Here is a 16,040-nt window from a genome sequence, read left to right on the forward strand (position 1 = left end):
CGGTGCTGCCATTTTGTTCGATTCAATGTCGTTACGGCAGTCGTGGGTGCCACGTAAATGCTTTTATTGCTTACGTTTACGGATCTCCTGTCGCCGTCAGGCCCGCTTGACGCACGTCCTCGGGGCGCTTACGTTTGTGTCGTTAGCACTCGACTCGGTTGAGTGCTAACGTCGAGCATTTTCATAGTTCGATCCCTGACACATACGCAGGAGACACAGTTATGGCCACTCAGAGTGCCGCCAAAGTAGCGCCGCTCGCTGATCGCGTCGTCGTGAAGCCGAGCGAAGAAGCGGAACAGATGCGCGGTGGGCTGTACATCCCGGATACCGCCAAGGAAAAGCCGCAGCAAGGTTCTGTCGTGGCTGTTGGCCCGGGCCGTTACGAGAAGGAGACCCGCGTTCCGATGGACGTGAAGGTCGGCGACAAGATCCTGTACGGTAAGTACAGCGGTACGGAAGTGACGATCGACGGTGAGCAGCTGCTCATCCTCCGCGAGTCGGATGTGCTCGCGGTGATCAGCTAATCGTCTTCGAACCACTCAACGGTAAATAGCAACCATGGCTCCCAAGGAACTGCATTTCAACGTGGACGCGCGCGCTGCTCTCAAGCGTGGCGTCGATCAGCTCGCCGAGGCCGTGAAGGTCACGCTCGGACCCAAGGGTCGCAACGTCGTCATCGACAAGAAGTTCGGCGCCCCCACCGTGACCAAGGACGGTGTCACGGTCGCGAAGGAAATCGAACTGTCTGATCCGATCGAAAACATGGGCGCGCAGATGGTGAAGGAAGTCGCGACCAAGACGTCGGATCTCGCTGGTGACGGCACGACGACCGCTACGGTGCTCGCCCAGGCGATCTTCCGTGAAGGCCTCAAGAACGTGACCGCCGGCTCCAATCCGATGGCGCTCAAGCGCGGCATCGAGAAGGCCGTTGCGGCCATCGTCGAAGAGCTCAAGCGCATCTCCGTGCCCACCACGGGCCGGAAGGAAATCGCGCAGGTCGGTACCATCTCGGCGAACAACGACCCCGAGATCGGGAACCTCATCGCGGAAGCGATGGAAAAGGTCGGCAAGGACGGCGTGATCACCGTCGAAGAGGCCAAGGGCCTCGAGACGACGCTCGAGACGGTTGACGGTATGCAGTTCGACCGTGGCTATCTCTCGCCGTACTTCGTCACGGATCCGGAAAAGATGGAGGCGGTCCTCGAGAACGCCATGATCCTGATTCATGACAAGAAGATCTCCGCCATGAAGGATCTCCTCCCGGTGCTCGAGAAGGTTGCCCAGCTCGGCAAGCCTCTCCTCATCATCGCGGAAGACATCGAAGGCGAAGCCCTCGCCACGCTCGTGGTGAACAAGCTCCGCGGCACGCTGCGCGTCGTTGCCGTCAAGGCACCGGGCTTCGGCGATCGTCGCAAGGCGATGTTGCAGGACATCGCGACGCTGACCAAGGGTCAGGTCGTGTCCGATGAAGTTGGCTTCAAGCTCGAAAACGCGGTGATAACGGACCTCGGCTCGGCCAAGCGTATCGTGATCGACAAGGACAACACGACGATCATCGACGGCGCCGGTGAAGCGAAGGACATCGAAGGCCGCGTGAAGGAAATCCGTGGTGCCATCGAGAAGAGCACGTCGGATTACGATCGGGAGAAGCTCCAGGAGCGTCTCGCGAAGCTCGCCGGTGGCGTGGCCATCATCAATGTCGGCGCTGCGACCGAAGCGGAAATGAAGGAGAAGAAGGCCCGTGTCGAAGACGCGCTGCACGCCACGCGTGCCGCGGTCGAAGAGGGCATCGTCCCGGGCGGCGGCGTCGCGCTGATCCGCGCGCAGCACGTGCTCAAGGACGTGAAGGTCGCCGAGCGCGACGAGCAGGTCGGCGTTGACATCGTGCGTCGCGCGATTGAAGAGCCGCTCCGCATAATCGTGCAGAACGCGGGTGGTGAAGGCTCGATCGTCGTCGAGAAGATCCGGACGGCGAAGGAAACCAGCTTCGGCTACAATGCGCTGACCGATGTGTACGAAGACCTCGTGCAGGCCGGCGTCATCGACCCGACGAAGGTGACCCGCACCGCGTTGCAGAACGCGGCGTCGATCGCCGGTTTGTTGCTCACGACGGAAGCCCTCATCGTCGAGAAGAAGGACAACTCGGCGCCTGCCGGCGGCGGCCATGGTGGCGGCGGCGGCGGCATGGGCGGCATGTACTAAGCCGTCGGACCGAACGCAGGAAACAGAACGGGCGCCCATTCGGGCGCCCGTTCTGCATCGCCATCATCGGGTGGCGGCTAAAAACCCAGCGATAGCTGCGACGCGCGCACCAGCCACGACGCTTCGCCGGTGGAAGTCATCGGCGGCATCGGGACCTGCTGCCCGGCGGCGGAGAGTGCGGCGCGTGACCACCCGGCCTGGCGCAAGGCCACACGCGTTCGCTCCACGGCCAGTGCGGGCAGGTTGTTCGTCTCGCTGAGATGGGTGAGCAACACGCCACGCAGCCCACGGTGCGCACAGCCACTCACGAATGCGGCCGCCGCTCCGTTCGACAGGTGACCGAGGCCGCCGCTGATCCGCTGTTTCAGTGACCACGGATACGGGCCACGAGCCAGCATCTGTTCGTCGTGATTCGACTCGACCACGACGAGATCGAGCCGCTCGAATGCCACCGGCAGCGCGTCGGGCACCCGACCCACGTCCATTGCGATTCCCACGCGCGCGCCACTCCGCACATCGGTCAACACCAGCGCACGGCAATCGCGCGCATCGTGCGGCACCTTGGTGGTCTCCACAAGAAAACCATCCACGGTCGTGACGCCGTCGTCGACGAACGCCCGCGCATCTCTCGGCCGCGCGTCCTTTCCCGTTGCGGTTCCGCTACCGAGCGCGTCGAGTGTGCCCGCCGAGCCGTACAGGCGCCATCCCCAACGCGCACGCGCGGCCGCCGCTCCGCTCGCATGATCCGTATGCTCGTGCGTGAGCAGGAGCGCCCCGATCTCTTCGGGGCGACGTCCGGCCGCGTGCAGTCGCCGCACGAGCGACCGCGGGCCGAAGCCCGCGTCCACCAGCACGGCGCCATCCGTGCCGTCGATCAGAATGGCGTTGCCGCGGCTCCCGCTGCCGAGAACCGTTACGCGTAGCATGCCTGGGCGCCGCCTGCGCCTGCACCGAATGTGCCCACGGCCGCGATCGTCAGAGTCGCGGCCACCGGCGGTCGGCAGTGGTCATCGCGTGCACTATCGCCCACCATGCGCGGCCACCTTCCGTGAACGCCACCTGGCGACGCGCCATCATGCGCTCGGCGGTCTGCACAAACTTTATGGCATCGAACGGCTCGTACGGCGCGCCGGCTCCCCACGAGAATGGTGCGACGCACTTGGGCGGCATCGTATCGAACACGTTGGCACCGGCGCCTAGCACGCAACCCGTCGTCAGGCGCAGTCCGATTCCGGTCTTCACGTGGTCACCGAACATCGTACCGAGAAACTGCAGGCCGCTATCCCGAATGCCGTCGAGGGTCCACAGCGCGACGGTGCCATAGCTGTTCTTGAGATTGCTCGTGATCGTCCCGGCACCGAGGTTCACCCATCGGCCCAGCACCGAGTGCCCCACGAACCCGTCATGTCCCTTGTTGGCGTGGCCAATAAAAATCGTGGACGACAGTTCACCGTGCACGCGACAGGCATCACCGATCGACGAACCGGCGATCCGATCGGCTGTGACGATAGTGTCGCGGCCGATGTAGCACGGGCCCACGACCCGCGTCAACGCCTGCACGTGGCACCCACGTCGCAGCAGCACCGGCCCTCCGCTCGTGTCGAACACGGTCATCGGTTCGATGGCCGCACCGGCTTCCACGTACACCGGATGGCCGCCGAGCACAGTGGCCAACGTCGACACCGCCGTGCTCCCACCGGCGTGCAGCGTCGTAGTCTGCAGCGTCGCGGCGAGTGCGGGAATGTCGCGTTGCAGCAGCGGCTGCAGCGTCCCGATGAGATCCCAGAGCTCATCGAGCCACACGCCATCGAGTGCGAGCGCGTCCGCTTCGTCACCGGTACCGTCGGGCAACGCGCGGTCGTGCACCAAGACATACGAGCCGTCGTCCAACGCCGAGAGTGTGTGCTCGTCGCGCATGTCGACGTCGACGCGACGCGCGGCAACGCGGCCACCAATCGTGATCACCAGCGCGGATTGCAACACCGCCGAGGCGGGACCATCGAGAAACGGGAGGGCCCGCGCATTCACGATCCACGTGCCTGCCGCCAGCGTCTGCCCGTTCGCGAACGGTGGTGCATCGAACTCCGCGAACCCCTGCAGATGCGCTGCGGAAATGAATCCCGCGCTCCCGACGCCGAGCGCCGACTCCCACCGCTCGCGCACGAGCAGCGCACCCGCCCTCAGCTCGCCGAGCGGTCGGCTGGTGGCGAATGGTTCGAAGCGCCGTGCGATGGCGTCGTCGTACAAGGCGATCACGTCCCGCGCACCGCGGGCGGAAGCGCGTCGAGCAATGTCTTGAGGTCGGCGGCCTTCTCGCGCGTCGTCACCATCACCAGCCCCTCGCGGGCGACCACCACGAGGTCGTCTACGCCATAGAGCACCACTTGGGTGCCCTCGGCATGCACCACGTTCCCCGATGCCTGGAGCGCGAACGTGGGGCCCATCATCGCGTTGTCCTGCGCATCGCGTGTGCGCACCCGGTGCAGGGCGGCCCAGGTCCCCACGTCATCCCAGCCGAACTGTCCGGCCAGCACCAGCACTCGCGCGCTGCGCTCTAGCACCCCCACATCGATCGCAACCGACTTCACCTGAGCAAAAAAAGCCTCGAGACTATCGCCCGCCGCTGTGAGCGCTGGCTGCACTTCCGGCGTGTGCGTGCGGATCTCGTCGAGCAGATCACCCACGCACCATGCGAAAATCCCCGAGTTCCAGAGAAACCCGTCTGCCACCATCTGCGCCGCCCGCTCGCGGTCGGGCTTTTCCACAAAGCGCGCCACGCGCTGTACGCCCTCGCGCATCGTCGCACCCGGCTGGATATAGCCGAAGCCCGGGTCCGGGCGTGATGGGACAATCCCCACCGTCACCAGCGCCCGTTCCTCGACCGCAATCTTCGCTGCCTCGGCCAGCGTAGCTCGGTACGCGTCGACATCGCCGATTGCCCAGTCAGCGTGCACGCAAATCATCACGGCGTCGCCGCCCGCGCGTTCGGCGATGACCTTCGCCGCCCAGGCCAGCGCGGCACACGTACCGGCCGGCCGCGGCTCGGCAATCACATTCTCTGGTGGCAGATCAGGCTCGAGCGCCCGCACGGCCTCGCGAAGCGAGGCATTCGTGAGCACCAACGTCTGCGTTAACGGCGCGAGCGGCCCCATGCGGTCGAGCGTATCACGAAGCATGGGTGCCTCGCTGATCAGCGGAAGCAACTGCTTCGGACGGTCGGGGGTCGACAGCGGCCAGAAGCGGGAGCCCACGCCGCCGGCGAGGATGACATTCCAGACGTTCATAGCACCTCCGGCGCCGGGGAAGACTCCGCCGGCGCTGGTTCGGTCAACGTCGTTCCGGTATAGGCGCGGACCCGCTCCAGCAGGCGACGCGGACTGAACGGCTTTGTCATGATTTCGGAAACGCCAAGGGATTCGACCTCGCGCAATTGCGCATCTTGTCCTGCTGCCGTGAGGACGATACAGGGCAGGTGACGCCACCGGGTGTCGCCGCGAAGGATCCGCAGAATCTCGGTGCCCGTGATGCCGGGCAGCATCAGATCGAGCACCACCAGTGCAACCGCCGGCGTGGACTCGAGGTGCGAGAGCGCTTCGGCGCCATGTTCCGCCAGCAGCACGGTGAAGCCGGCTTGCTCGAGTCGGGTCCGGATAATGCGCCCGATGTGCGGCTCGTCATCCACTACCAGCACCGCCACCCCGGCGGCTGGGTCGACAGGCATCGGAACCGTCGGCCGCGCGCTCAGACGAGCGAGGCGATCTGCGCCCGAAAGCGGCGGAGATCGTACAGCAGCGCCGAGAGATTGGCGTCAGGGCGAAGCAGCACGAGGAGGAAAGCCTCGGGGGACACCGACGTCACGACCACGGTGCCGATGCTGTACTCGAGCACCATCAACCCGAAGTCGCCACGTCCGGCCGCAACGCCCATCTCAGCGGCCGCGAGGGCCATCGGAGGCACGTAGGCGGCCAACCCGTCGGGGTCGAGCGCCGCATCGGTGGCCCCGTCGATCAGGAGACCGTCGCGTCCGAGGACGATGGCGGCATCGACACCGTCGCGGCGGCGCAATGCACTGACGAGATCGCGAATGGTCGGCATGGCGGAACGCTGGTCGCGGAGCGGGGTGAAGTCAAGCGAGGATGCTCACGTGATTCCACTGGTGATTGCGGCACCAAGCGCTTGCCCGGACACGAGTTGAGCGGTAACCTCCACATCCGTACTGCTATCGCTTCCGACCATGGGAGTCACCCTGCTCGCTCGTTTCCTCGGCGCGCCTCGAGTCGCTCGGCGCGCCATGTCGTTTCCGGCCCTGATCGTCACGGCCGTTGCCCTCGCCGCCTGCGGCGACTCGAACAGTCTGCTCACGGCAGCATCGTCCGAGAACACGGCGCGTAATTACAGCGTGTACGCGCTCTCGGGCACGTCGTCGGCGCTTCCCGCGGCGTATCAGTTCACGTCGGAGCGCCTCGCCCGTCCGCAACTGCTGACCAATGGCGGCGTCAACTTTGACGTGGCGTTCGACCTCACCAGCGACAACAAGGTCAAGCTGCTGCCGGTCCGCTCGGTCGTGCCGCTCCCGCCGGCCGGAGTCTCCAGCGTAGGTATGCTCAAGTCCACAAGCAGCTACAGTGCCCTCGAGCGTGCTCCCGATCGCGGTTATACGATTGATTCCACGCTTGTCGTTGGGATCGGGGAAACGGTCGTGCTGCAACTGCCCGGTTCCGGCTGCATTTACGGCGAGCCGTACTACGCCAAGCTCGTCGTCGATAGCATCATCGCCGCCGAGCGGCGCATCGTGGTCGGCTCGCTCGTGAACCGCAATTGCGGGTTCCGCGCGCTGACGGTTGGTATCCCGAAGAACTGATTTTCGTATGCATGACATTCGGTTGTTGCGCGACCAGCTCGAACACCTGCGCGACGGCATGCGCCGTCGCGGCAAGCTCGCCGAACTCGGCCCCATGCTCGACCGCGCCGAGTTGCTCGAACGCGAGCGTCGAGCGGCAATCACGGAGCTCGAGGCCCGACAGGCGCGGCGAAACAAGGTGACGGCGGAGGTCGGTCAGCGTCGCAAGGCCGGTGAAGACGCGACTGAACTCATGGCCGAGGGACGGGCCCTTGGCGAACAGATCGCCACGCTCGAGCAGCGTCGCGCGGAAACCGAGGCGGCAGTGCAGGTCATGCTTTATGAGCTGCCCAACATCACGCTCCCCGACGTGCCCGAGGGTGACGAAAGCGCGAACACCGTCGTGCGCTCGTGGGGAACGCCGCGCACGCCCACCGCGTCCATCGTGCCGCACTGGGAGAAAGGCGAAGCGTTCGGCATGATCGACCTCGCCCGAGGGGCGAAGATCAGCGGTTCGGGCTTCATCGTGTATCGCGGGCGTGGTGCGCGTCTGGTTCGCGCGTTGATGAACATGATGCTCGATATTCACACCGAGGAACACGGCTATGAAGAGACGTGGGTACCCCTCGTGGTGAATCGTGCATCGATGACCGGCACCGGCAACTTTCCGAAGTTCGAAGAAGACGCGTATGCGGTTACCGAGGACGAACTGTTTCTCATTCCCACGGCGGAAGTCCCGGTCACCAATCTGTATCGCGACGAAATTCTCGACGCGAGCGAATTGCCAAAACGCTTCTGTGCCTTCAGCGCCTGCTTCCGTCGGGAAGCGGGAGCCGCCGGGAAGGACACGCGTGGCCTCCTGCGTGTGCACGAGTTCGATAAAGTCGAGCTGGTGCGCTACGCGAACCCCGAGACGTCGCTCGATGAGCTCGAGCTGCTGACCAGTCAGGCCGAGACGATCCTCAAGCGACTCGAACTTCCGTATCGCGTTGTGCTGTTGGCCGCCGGCGACACGGGCTTCTCGAGTGCGAAGACATACGACCTCGAAGTGTTCGCGCCGGGCGTCGGTAAGTGGCTCGAAGTCTCGAGCTGCAGCCTCTTCACCGACTTCCAGGCGCGTCGCGCGAACATCCGCTATCGTCCTGGGCCAGGCGAGAAGCCAAAGCTGGTGCACACGCTCAACGGATCGGCGCTCGCGTTCTCGCGCGTCATTGCGAGCATTCTCGAACATCACCAGCAGCCCGACGGCTCGGTCCGGATTCCCGAGGCGCTCCAGCCGTACCTCGGTCGCGCTGAACTGCGTTAGGCGTCGCTCACGATGCGCCGTCGCCGTTGGCCCGTAGTCGTCATGGTGCTCGGCGTACTTGGGCTGCTCACATGGTACGTGGTGTATACGCAGCATGTGGTGCGCCAGCTGCGAATGGCGGCGGCGGGGCAGGGTCAGATGTACTCGCGGATCTTTCGGGCGCTGCAGGATACCAGCGCCACGCAAGATCCCACCGTGACGTTGCTGGAGCTCTCCCAACAGATCCGTGAGTCGGGGCTGCCCCTCGTGCTTACCGATCCCGACGGCCGGGTTTCGGCCGTCGCCAATCTGCCGTTCGATGAACCGCTCGACGGGGAGCGCACGAAGTCGTTCGTGAACGATCTCGATGAGCAGAACGCGCCGATCCTGCAGCCCGGTGTCGGCGGCGTGCACTACGGCGACAGCCCGATCGTACGCGGCCTGCAGGTCATCCCCGTCCTGCAGGCCATCGGCATCAGCCTGCTGGTCGCATTCGGCATCTATGCGCTGATCGAGCGCGGGCGGGCCGATCGGGAGAAGGTGTGGGCCGGTATGGCGCGCGAGGCCGCACATCAACTCGGAACCCCGCTGTCGGCCATGGCCGGATGGCTCGAGCTGCTGCGTGACATGGTCAGTACCCCCACTGCGACGCGCGCCGTCGAATCCATGGAGCAGGATCTGCAGCGGCTGGAGCGGGTGTCCCATCGATTTGAACGGATCGGCCGTCCGCCGCGTGACGAACAGGTGGACTGCGCGGCGCTCGTCGATCGGCTCGCCTCGTACTTTGCGGCGCGCGCGCCGACGCTCGCTCGCACGGTGCGCATTCGCAGCGAGCACCCCGACGGTCCGCTCATGACCCGCGGCGACAAGGTGTTGCTCGAGTGGGTCATGGAAGTGCTGATCAAGAACGCCATCGATGCGCTCGCCGGGCGCGACGGAGAGGTCATGGTGTCGGCGGTTCCGTTGCCGGAGGGCGGCGTGCGCATTCGCGTGCAGGACGACGGCCCCGGCATTCCCCGCACGTTGCGCAAGCGCATTTTCGACGCCGGCTTCACCACGAAGGATCGTGGGTGGGGTATCGGACTCTCGCTCGCGCGGCGCATCGTACAGGAAAATCACGAGGGCAAGCTGATACTCGCCGACACCGACCGCGGAGCGGCGTTCGACGTTATCTTGAACGGATGACGACGACGGGTTGGTCCGGTTCCCTTTTTGACGCGGTGCCTGCGGCACCGGCGCTCGATCTCGAAGCGCTGACGCAAAGCCTCAATCCCGGCCAGCGCGAGGCCGTATTTCATGACGATGGTCCGGCGCTGGTGCTCGCGGGCGCGGGGTCGGGCAAGACCCGTGTGCTCACCACTCGCATCGCTCGACTCATCGGCGATCGTGGCGTCGCCCCGCACGAGATCCTGGCGGTCACGTTCACGAACAAGGCAGCCGGCGAGATGCGGGCCCGAATTGCCAAGTTCCTCGGACACGAACCGAAGGGCATGTGGTGCGGCACCTTCCACGCCCTCGGCGCACGCATGCTGCGCGGTGTCGCTCCAATCGTGGGGCGAGAGCAGAACTTCACGATCTACGACGAAGACGACACCATCGGCGCCGTGAAGCGGGTCATGGAGCGTCGAAAGCTCAGCCCCGCGCAGTTCGCGCCGAAGGCGATCCTGAGTGCGATCTCGAGTGCCAAGAACGCGCTCGTCTCGCCCAGCGAGTATGCGCGCACGGCGCGCGATACCTTCACCACGGCCGTCGCCGGCGTGTACACCGATCTCGAGCACGCGCTGCACCAGGCCAACGCCGTCACGTTCGACGACTTGCTGGTGCTGCCCGTCCGCGCGCTCGAGCAGGACGACGCGCTGCGGGCGCACTATCAGCGTCGCTTCAAATATGTGCTCGTCGACGAGTATCAGGACACCAACGCCGCGCAGTTCCGCTTCGTGCAGCTCATGGGCGGCGGCTGTCGCAACGTGATGGTCGTCGGCGACGACGACCAATCCATCTACGGGTGGCGCGGCGCCGATATCCGCAATATCCTCGACTTCGAGCGTGCCTTTCCCGGCGCCCGCGTCGTGCGCCTCGAAGAGAACTATCGCTCCACGCCGAACATTCTCGCGCTCGCCAATGCCGTAATCGCCGAGAACACCGAGCGGCGCGGCAAGACGCTGCGCGCCACGCGACCGGCCGGGGAAACCGTCACGCTCGTCGAAACGCTCGATGAGCGCGACGAAGCCGACTTCATCGCCGATACGATCACCGCGCGCATGGCGCGCTCCGACCTGTCCCGGCGCGACTGCGCAGTGCTCTATCGCACCAACGCCCAGAGCCGCGCCATCGAAGACTCGTTCCGTCGACGCAATATTCCGTATCGTCTCGTCGGCGCGGTGCGCTTCTACGATCGTCGTGAGATCCGCGATATCATGGCGTATCTCAAGCTGGTAGCGAATCCCGCCGACGACGAGGCGTTCCGCCGGGCCGTGAACGTGCCCAAGCGGGGACTTGGCGACGCCACCATTGCGCTGCTGGTCGAGCGCGCGCAGCGCGATGGCGTGCCGCTGCTCACGATCGCGTCGCGCACCGACGTGATGGCGGAATTACGACCCGCCGCCCGATCGGCCCTCACGGATTTCGTGTCGCTCGTACAGCGACTGCGCGCCGCTGCCATCGACTCGGCCGTCGACGAACTGCTGCGTGATCTGGCCGCGTCGATCAAGTATGCCGACCACCTGCGCGCCGAAGGGCCCGAGGGATTGGAGCGCATTGAAAACGTGCGCGAGCTCATCGCCGGTGCCGCTGAAGTCGTGGCCGACGAAGGTGGTGAAGTCGGACTCACGCCGCTCGATCACTTCTTGCAGTCGTCCACGCTCGTCGCCGGAATCGACAAGCTCGATCCGAATGCCGACGCCGTGACCTGCATGACGATGCACAACGCGAAGGGACTCGAGTTTCCGCTCGTGTTCGTGTCCGGCCTCGAAGACGGTCTCTTCCCGCTGGCGCGCGCGGCTGAGGACTCGAGTCAGCTCGAAGAGGAGCGCCGGTTGTTCTACGTGGGCATCACCCGCGCCGAGACAAAGCTGTACCTCACGTGCGCCGAGCAGCGACGGCGCAATGGCGAGATGATGTTCTCCATGCCGTCGCGCTTTCTCAAGCAGGTCACCATCTCGCTGGCTGAACGGCAGAAGACCGCGCGCGCCAAGTCTGAAGGTCGGGGCGGCTTTGCCTCGATTGGTGGTGGGCAGTCCGGACGCGACAGTGACGAGGCGTGGGGACGCAGCAGCTACAGCGCGAGTGGCGGCGGCGGGGCAAAGCGATCCGTTGGTCAATACGGCAGCGCGTCGTACGGCGCGGGTCGTTCCGCATTCGACAAGACTGCCGGGTCGTTCTCCACGCCCGCACGACGTGATCGCCCCACCGAGCCGGAAGACGAGTCGCAGGATGCGCCGATGTTCGCTATCGGCGAAAAGGTGCGTCACGCCAAGTTCGGTTCGGGCACGATCGCCGAACTCACCGGCAGTGGGCGTGACTTGAAGGTGCGTATCGATTTCGAAGACGACGACATCGGTCGCAAAACCCTGGTGCTGGCGCAGGCCAAACTCGAACGCGGGTGGGAGTAGGTGTCGGTCTCCAACGATGATGTGCTCCATGTGGCGCAGCTCGCGCGCCTCGCGATCGACGACGCACGGCTTCCGGGTCTCGTCGCTGAACTGAACGGCATCCTGCGACACATCGATGCACTGCAGCAGGCCACGCTTCCCTCCGATCTCGGTGAGCGCGCTGTGGCGGGAATGCCGCTTCGCGCCGACGACGTACCTCCTGTTGCCCTACAACGCACGCGTGAAGCGTTCGCGCCGGCCACCCGCGACGGATTCTTTCTGGTGCCTCGTCTGGCCACGCACGGCGATGCCGGCGCGTCCGCCTCGGAGAGCAACACATGAGCGTGGACTCCCTGAAGACGCACACAGTCGAAGCGGCCTGGACGCAGTACGACGCCGTTGACGCCGGTCCCAGCGGTCTGAACGCGTTCCTTTCCGTCGATCGCGACGGATCGCTGGCCGCCGCCAAGTCGATGGCAAACAGCCGGAGTGCCGCCGATCTCGCCGGGGTGCCGGTCGCCATTAAGGACAACCTCGCCACGCTCACACTGCCGACCACCTGCGGATCGCGCATTCTCGAGGGGTACGTCAGCCCGTATGAAGCGACCGCCGTGCGGAAGCTGCGTGACGCCGGGGCCATCGTGATCGGCAAGACGAACATGGATGAATTCGCCATGGGGTCGTCCACGGAAAACAGTGCCTACGGCCCCACGTTGAATCCGGTCGATCGCTCGCGGGTGCCGGGTGGCTCCTCGGGAGGCTCCGCGGCGGCCGTCGCGGCCGGCGTCGTCCGCCTCGCCCTCGGCTCCGAGACCGGCGGCTCCGTGCGCCAGCCGGCCGCCTTCTGTGGCATCGTCGGCGTCAAGCCCACCTACGGGCGCGTCAGCCGTTTCGGTTTGGTTGCCTATGCGTCGTCGCTCGATCACGTCGGCGTCTTCGCGCGCAATGTCTACGATGCCGCGCTCGGCGTGGAAATCATCGCCGGTCAGGACCCCTACGATGCCACCTGCGCCGCGCGTCCGGTGCCTGCACTGCGGGAGTCTGCATGGCTCGTCGATAGCGCGCAGCCGCTCGCCGGTCTCGTGGTGGGTCGCCCGGTCGAGTATTTCACCGACGCCCTCGATCCCCGTATTCGCGCCCACTGCGAAGCCACGCTCGAACGCCTGCGCGCGCTCGGCGCCGAGGTTCGGGATGTTTCACTGCCGCACACGGCGCTCGCCATCCCGGTGTACTACGTGCTCGCGCCGGCAGAGGCCTCCAGTAACCTCGCGCGCTACGACGGCGTGCGATACGGATCACGTGCAGATGCTGATGGACTGCGCGAGATGTACGAGCGTACGCGCTCGGGCGGATTCGGCGCCGAAGTGACGCGTCGTATTCTGCTTGGCACCTACGTGCTCAGTGCGGGCTATTACGACGCGTATTATCGACGCGCGCAGGCCGTCCGCACGCGTATCACACTGGACTTCGACCGCGTCTTCGCCTCGGGCGTGCAGGTGCTGTTCACGCCGACCGCACCTACGCCGGCGTTCCGCATTGGTGAAGTCTCGGATCCGTATGACATGTATCTCAGCGACATCTACACGGTGACGGCCAACCTTGCCGGCATCCCCGCCATGTCACAGCCGATCGGGCGTGTCGACGGACTCCCGGTTGGCGGACAGTTCATGGCGGCCCGCTTCGATGAAGCCACCATGTTCAGGGCGGCGGCGGCCCTCGAGCATGCCATGGAAATGGAGGGCGGAGCATGAGCTCGACGCCTGCGGCCACCGGTGCGATCATTGATTGGGAGCTCGTCATCGGGCTGGAAGTACACTGCCAGCTGAAAACGCGCAGCAAGATCTTTTGCGGTTGCGCGACCTCGTTCGGCGAAGCACCCAACACCAACACCTGTCCGGTGTGCCTCGGATTGCCGGGGGCCCTGCCGGTGTTGAACGCGCACGCCGTCGAACTCGCCACGCGCGCCGCACTGGCGCTGGGCTGCACCGTGCACGGCACGTCGGTGTTTGCGCGCAAGAACTATTTCTATCCTGACCTGCCGAAAGGCTATCAGATCTCGCAGTTCGATCAGCCGATCGCGACCGGGGGGACGATTGTCGTCGATGACACGGTCAGGCCGCCGCGCGCCATCCGTGTGCATCGGGTGCACATGGAGGAGGATGCGGGGAAATCGGTGCACGATCGCTTCCGCGACGCCACCGCGATTGATCTGAACCGGGCCGGTACGCCGCTCATCGAGATCGTGTCGGAGCCCGAGATTCACTCCGCGGCCGATGCCGTGAGCTACCTCCGCCGCCTCAAGCAGATCCTCGAGTATACCGAGGTCTCCGACGCGAACATGGAAGAGGGCTCGCTGCGTGTCGACGTGAATATTTCCATCCGTCCGCGCGGCGTCGAAACGCTCGGCACGAAAACTGAGGTCAAGAACCTCAACTCATTCTCGTCAGCCGAGCGCGCCGTCGAGATCGAGTTCGCAAGGCAACGCGCGTTGCTGGAGAGTGGCGGTCGTGTCGAGCAGCAGACGCTGCTCTACGACGAGAAGCGCAATGAAGTGCGCTCCGCGCGCAGCAAGGAGGGTAGCCACGACTACCGCTACTTTCCCGAGCCGGATCTTCCGCCGCTCTGTCTCACCGATGCGTTCGTGCAGCAGCAGCGCGACGTACTTCCTGAACTGCCGGCCGCGAAGCGCGACCGATTCGCCGCGCACTTCGGACTTGGCGCCGCGGATATCGATCAACTCATCGTGAATCGCGCCTTGGCTGATCGCTTCGAAGCGGTCGCCGCGTCATCGGGTGACGCGCGCCGTGCGGCCAATTGGATGCTTGGCCCCGTGCTCGCCGCCGTGAATGCCTCAGGGGGCGCTCTGGTCGACCACGCGGTCGATCCCGCGCGTCTCGGCGCGCTCATTAAACTCGAGGCGCAGGGCGATATCTCCAACACGGCCGCCCGTCAGCTCTTCACGCTCATGGAACGCGATCCTGCCGAGCCGCTGGCGCTCGCGACACGCGAGCGCTTGCTCAAAGTTACCGACGACTCCGCGCTGGTTGCCTGGATCGACGAGGTCTTCACTGAGTCGCCCACCGAGGCCGCGCGTTTCATGGCTGGCGAGCGAAAGCTACAAGGCGTTTTGGTCGGCCAAGTGATGAAGAAGTCGAAGGGCTCCGCCGACCCGAAAAAAGTCAATCAGTTACTGGCCGCTCGCGCGGAGTAAAGAGCGGCGTCGGGAGCGACGCGGCATGCCGGAGTTCTGTCACCGGCATGCCGAACATCCGGTCGGCTTCCAGCGCCGCTCGCACATCACCGCCCTCACGCTTCGCCTGACGACGGACCTTCTTTGCATCGCGCAGCGGACTGTCGCCCGATGGGTCGAAGCGAAACGCATCGCTGGTGTCCCAGCGATTGAACAGATCCACGATATAGTCGAACGAGCGCGCCATGTACCGACTGACTTCCGCATCGCTCAAATCCCATCGGCTCTTCTCCGAAACGAGCTGGAAGATGCGCTGCCATGAGTCGGTGTCGGTCACGTACACCATGCCGCGGAAGATGCGACGATTCGTCGGTGTGCCGAATAGCGTGGGACTTAAAATGCGATCGAGATGCTGATCGGCCGGCGAATGATCGACCGTCAGTAACTCGCGTGCGCGCCGCGGCCAGGGATCGCCCAGATGCGTGTCGATCCGACTCTCCCAATAGCTGTGGCCGATTGCGGTGGTGCTCGAGGTCACGGCCAGCTGTCGCGGTACGAAGAAGTTGTGCGCCACGACATCGGCCGCCAGATGTGCGAGATATCCGAGGGCAAACGCCCGCAACGACGGCGGTTCTGCTTCATCGTGGATCTCGAGGCCGACACGCCACGAATGACAGTGACGCCCGACCTCTGCGTATTTCTTGGCGATGCTCGTATCCGCCGCGATCGAGCCGTACAGGAAGTCCGTGGGATAGGCAGCCAGCAATTCCGCGATCGTGGACGGTACGAGCGAGAGGTTGCGGAGCAGCGCGTCACCCAGGAATACGTGAGTGCCGGGCGTCCACGCCCAAGCGTCCGTGGGGAAGCAGACCAGCGCCACCAACACGGCGAGACTCCCGGCTATCCACGCGCCATGGCGTCGCAGCACCGAGC

At 65.1% G+C, this 16,040-nt stretch carries 15 protein-coding genes; 9 read left to right on the top strand and 6 right to left on the bottom strand.

The window, feature by feature from the left end:
• Positions 1–221: 221 nt before the first annotated feature.
• Complete coding sequence (gene groES, locus ACLL97_RS06135) at positions 222–524, top strand: co-chaperone GroES (protein WP_309669946.1); 303 nt, start codon at positions 222–224, stop codon at positions 522–524.
• Between the two features lie 34 nt (positions 525–558).
• A complete protein-coding gene (gene groL, locus ACLL97_RS06140; protein WP_411279603.1) occupies positions 559–2,202 on the top strand; it encodes a chaperonin GroEL in 1,644 nt (547 codons plus the stop codon).
• 77 nt (positions 2,203–2,279) lie between these two features.
• Here the strand turns inward: groL and ACLL97_RS06145 are convergent, their stop codons facing one another.
• The 5 genes from ACLL97_RS06145 to ACLL97_RS06165 are packed head-to-tail and all read right to left on the bottom strand — an operon-like array spanning position 2,280 to position 6,297.
• Positions 2,280–3,128 (bottom strand): MBL fold metallo-hydrolase, encoded by an 849-nt coding sequence (locus ACLL97_RS06145; protein ID WP_411279604.1) that lies wholly within the window; start codon positions 3,126–3,128, stop codon positions 2,280–2,282.
• Positions 3,129–3,177: 49 nt separating this feature from the next.
• On the bottom strand, positions 3,178–4,458 hold the full coding sequence (locus ACLL97_RS06150) for a putative sugar nucleotidyl transferase (RefSeq protein WP_411279605.1): 1,281 nt from the start codon (positions 4,456–4,458) through the stop codon (positions 3,178–3,180).
• Positions 4,455–5,486 (bottom strand): mannose-1-phosphate guanylyltransferase, encoded by a 1,032-nt coding sequence (locus tag ACLL97_RS06155; protein WP_411279606.1) that lies wholly within the window; start codon positions 5,484–5,486, stop codon positions 4,455–4,457. The genes ACLL97_RS06150 and ACLL97_RS06155 overlap by 4 nt, the downstream gene beginning before the upstream one ends.
• Positions 5,483–5,923: a response regulator gene (locus ACLL97_RS06160; RefSeq protein WP_411279607.1), complete on the bottom strand. Its 441-nt coding sequence runs from the start codon at positions 5,921–5,923 to the stop codon at positions 5,483–5,485. The genes ACLL97_RS06155 and ACLL97_RS06160 overlap by 4 nt, the downstream gene beginning before the upstream one ends.
• A gap of 20 nt (positions 5,924–5,943) precedes the next feature.
• Positions 5,944–6,297, bottom strand: a complete 354-nt coding sequence (locus ACLL97_RS06165; protein WP_411279608.1) for a roadblock/LC7 domain-containing protein — start codon at positions 6,295–6,297, stop codon at positions 5,944–5,946.
• Positions 6,298–6,436: 139 nt separating this feature from the next.
• Between ACLL97_RS06165 and ACLL97_RS06170 the strand changes: the two genes are divergently transcribed.
• The 7 genes from ACLL97_RS06170 to gatB are packed head-to-tail and all read left to right on the top strand — an operon-like array spanning position 6,437 to position 15,128.
• Positions 6,437–7,063, top strand: coding sequence for a hypothetical protein (locus ACLL97_RS06170; RefSeq protein ID WP_411279609.1), 627 nt, complete (start codon positions 6,437–6,439; stop codon positions 7,061–7,063).
• A gap of 7 nt (positions 7,064–7,070) precedes the next feature.
• A complete protein-coding gene (gene serS, locus ACLL97_RS06175) occupies positions 7,071–8,348 on the top strand; it encodes a serine--tRNA ligase (protein ID WP_411279610.1) in 1,278 nt (425 codons plus the stop codon).
• Positions 8,349–8,360: 12 nt separating this feature from the next.
• Positions 8,361–9,512 carry a sensor histidine kinase gene (locus ACLL97_RS06180; RefSeq protein WP_411279611.1) on the top strand — a complete coding sequence of 384 codons (1,152 nt, stop codon included), beginning with the start codon at positions 8,361–8,363 and terminating at the stop codon, positions 9,510–9,512.
• Positions 9,509–11,938: an ATP-dependent helicase gene (locus ACLL97_RS06185; RefSeq protein WP_411279612.1), complete on the top strand. Its 2,430-nt coding sequence runs from the start codon at positions 9,509–9,511 to the stop codon at positions 11,936–11,938. The genes ACLL97_RS06180 and ACLL97_RS06185 overlap by 4 nt, the downstream gene beginning before the upstream one ends.
• Positions 11,939–12,259: an Asp-tRNA(Asn)/Glu-tRNA(Gln) amidotransferase subunit GatC gene (locus tag ACLL97_RS06190; RefSeq protein ID WP_411279613.1), complete on the top strand. Its 321-nt coding sequence runs from the start codon at positions 11,939–11,941 to the stop codon at positions 12,257–12,259.
• Entirely contained in the window at positions 12,256–13,668 is a 1,413-nt protein-coding gene (gene gatA / locus ACLL97_RS06195; RefSeq protein WP_411279614.1) for an Asp-tRNA(Asn)/Glu-tRNA(Gln) amidotransferase subunit GatA, read from the top strand. The genes ACLL97_RS06190 and gatA overlap by 4 nt, the downstream gene beginning before the upstream one ends.
• Positions 13,665–15,128, top strand: coding sequence for an Asp-tRNA(Asn)/Glu-tRNA(Gln) amidotransferase subunit GatB (gatB, locus tag ACLL97_RS06200; RefSeq protein WP_411279615.1), 1,464 nt, complete (start codon positions 13,665–13,667; stop codon positions 15,126–15,128). Before gatA ends, gatB begins: the two co-directional genes overlap by 4 nt.
• Here gatB and ACLL97_RS06205 read toward each other — a convergent pair.
• Positions 15,097–16,035 (bottom strand): zinc dependent phospholipase C family protein, encoded by a 939-nt coding sequence (locus ACLL97_RS06205; protein ID WP_411279616.1) that lies wholly within the window; start codon positions 16,033–16,035, stop codon positions 15,097–15,099. The genes gatB and ACLL97_RS06205 overlap by 32 nt on opposite strands.
• Between the last annotated feature and the right edge of the window lie 5 nt (positions 16,036–16,040).

The organism is Gemmatimonas sp. (genome assembly GCF_046594945.1).
Taxonomy (GTDB): Bacteria; Gemmatimonadota; Gemmatimonadetes; order Gemmatimonadales; family Gemmatimonadaceae; genus Gemmatimonas.

What these genes read in the sequence shown, in the direction of transcription:
- groL (WP_411279603.1), top strand. Translation starts at nt 559, where the DNA reads ATGGCTCCCAAGGAACTGCATTTCAACGTGGACGCGCGCGCTGCTCTC.
- ACLL97_RS06180 (WP_411279611.1), top strand. Translation starts at nt 8,361, where the DNA reads ATGCGCCGTCGCCGTTGGCCCGTAGTCGTCATGGTGCTCGGCGTACTT.
- ACLL97_RS06170 (WP_411279609.1), top strand. Translation starts at nt 6,437, where the DNA reads ATGGGAGTCACCCTGCTCGCTCGTTTCCTCGGCGCGCCTCGAGTCGCT.
- gatB (WP_411279615.1), top strand. Translation starts at nt 13,665, where the DNA reads ATGAGCTCGACGCCTGCGGCCACCGGTGCGATCATTGATTGGGAGCTC.
- ACLL97_RS06155 (WP_411279606.1), bottom strand. Translation starts at nt 5,486, where the DNA reads ATGAACGTCTGGAATGTCATCCTCGCCGGCGGCGTGGGCTCCCGCTTC.
- ACLL97_RS06160 (WP_411279607.1), bottom strand. Translation starts at nt 5,923, where the DNA reads ATGCCTGTCGACCCAGCCGCCGGGGTGGCGGTGCTGGTAGTGGATGAC.
- groES (WP_309669946.1), top strand. Translation starts at nt 222, where the DNA reads ATGGCCACTCAGAGTGCCGCCAAAGTAGCGCCGCTCGCTGATCGCGTC.
- ACLL97_RS06165 (WP_411279608.1), bottom strand. Translation starts at nt 6,297, where the DNA reads ATGCCGACCATTCGCGATCTCGTCAGTGCATTGCGCCGCCGCGACGGT.
- serS (WP_411279610.1), top strand. Translation starts at nt 7,071, where the DNA reads ATGCATGACATTCGGTTGTTGCGCGACCAGCTCGAACACCTGCGCGAC.
- ACLL97_RS06145 (WP_411279604.1), bottom strand. Translation starts at nt 3,128, where the DNA reads ATGCTACGCGTAACGGTTCTCGGCAGCGGGAGCCGCGGCAACGCCATT.
- ACLL97_RS06185 (WP_411279612.1), top strand. Translation starts at nt 9,509, where the DNA reads ATGACGACGACGGGTTGGTCCGGTTCCCTTTTTGACGCGGTGCCTGCG.
- gatA (WP_411279614.1), top strand. Translation starts at nt 12,256, where the DNA reads ATGAGCGTGGACTCCCTGAAGACGCACACAGTCGAAGCGGCCTGGACG.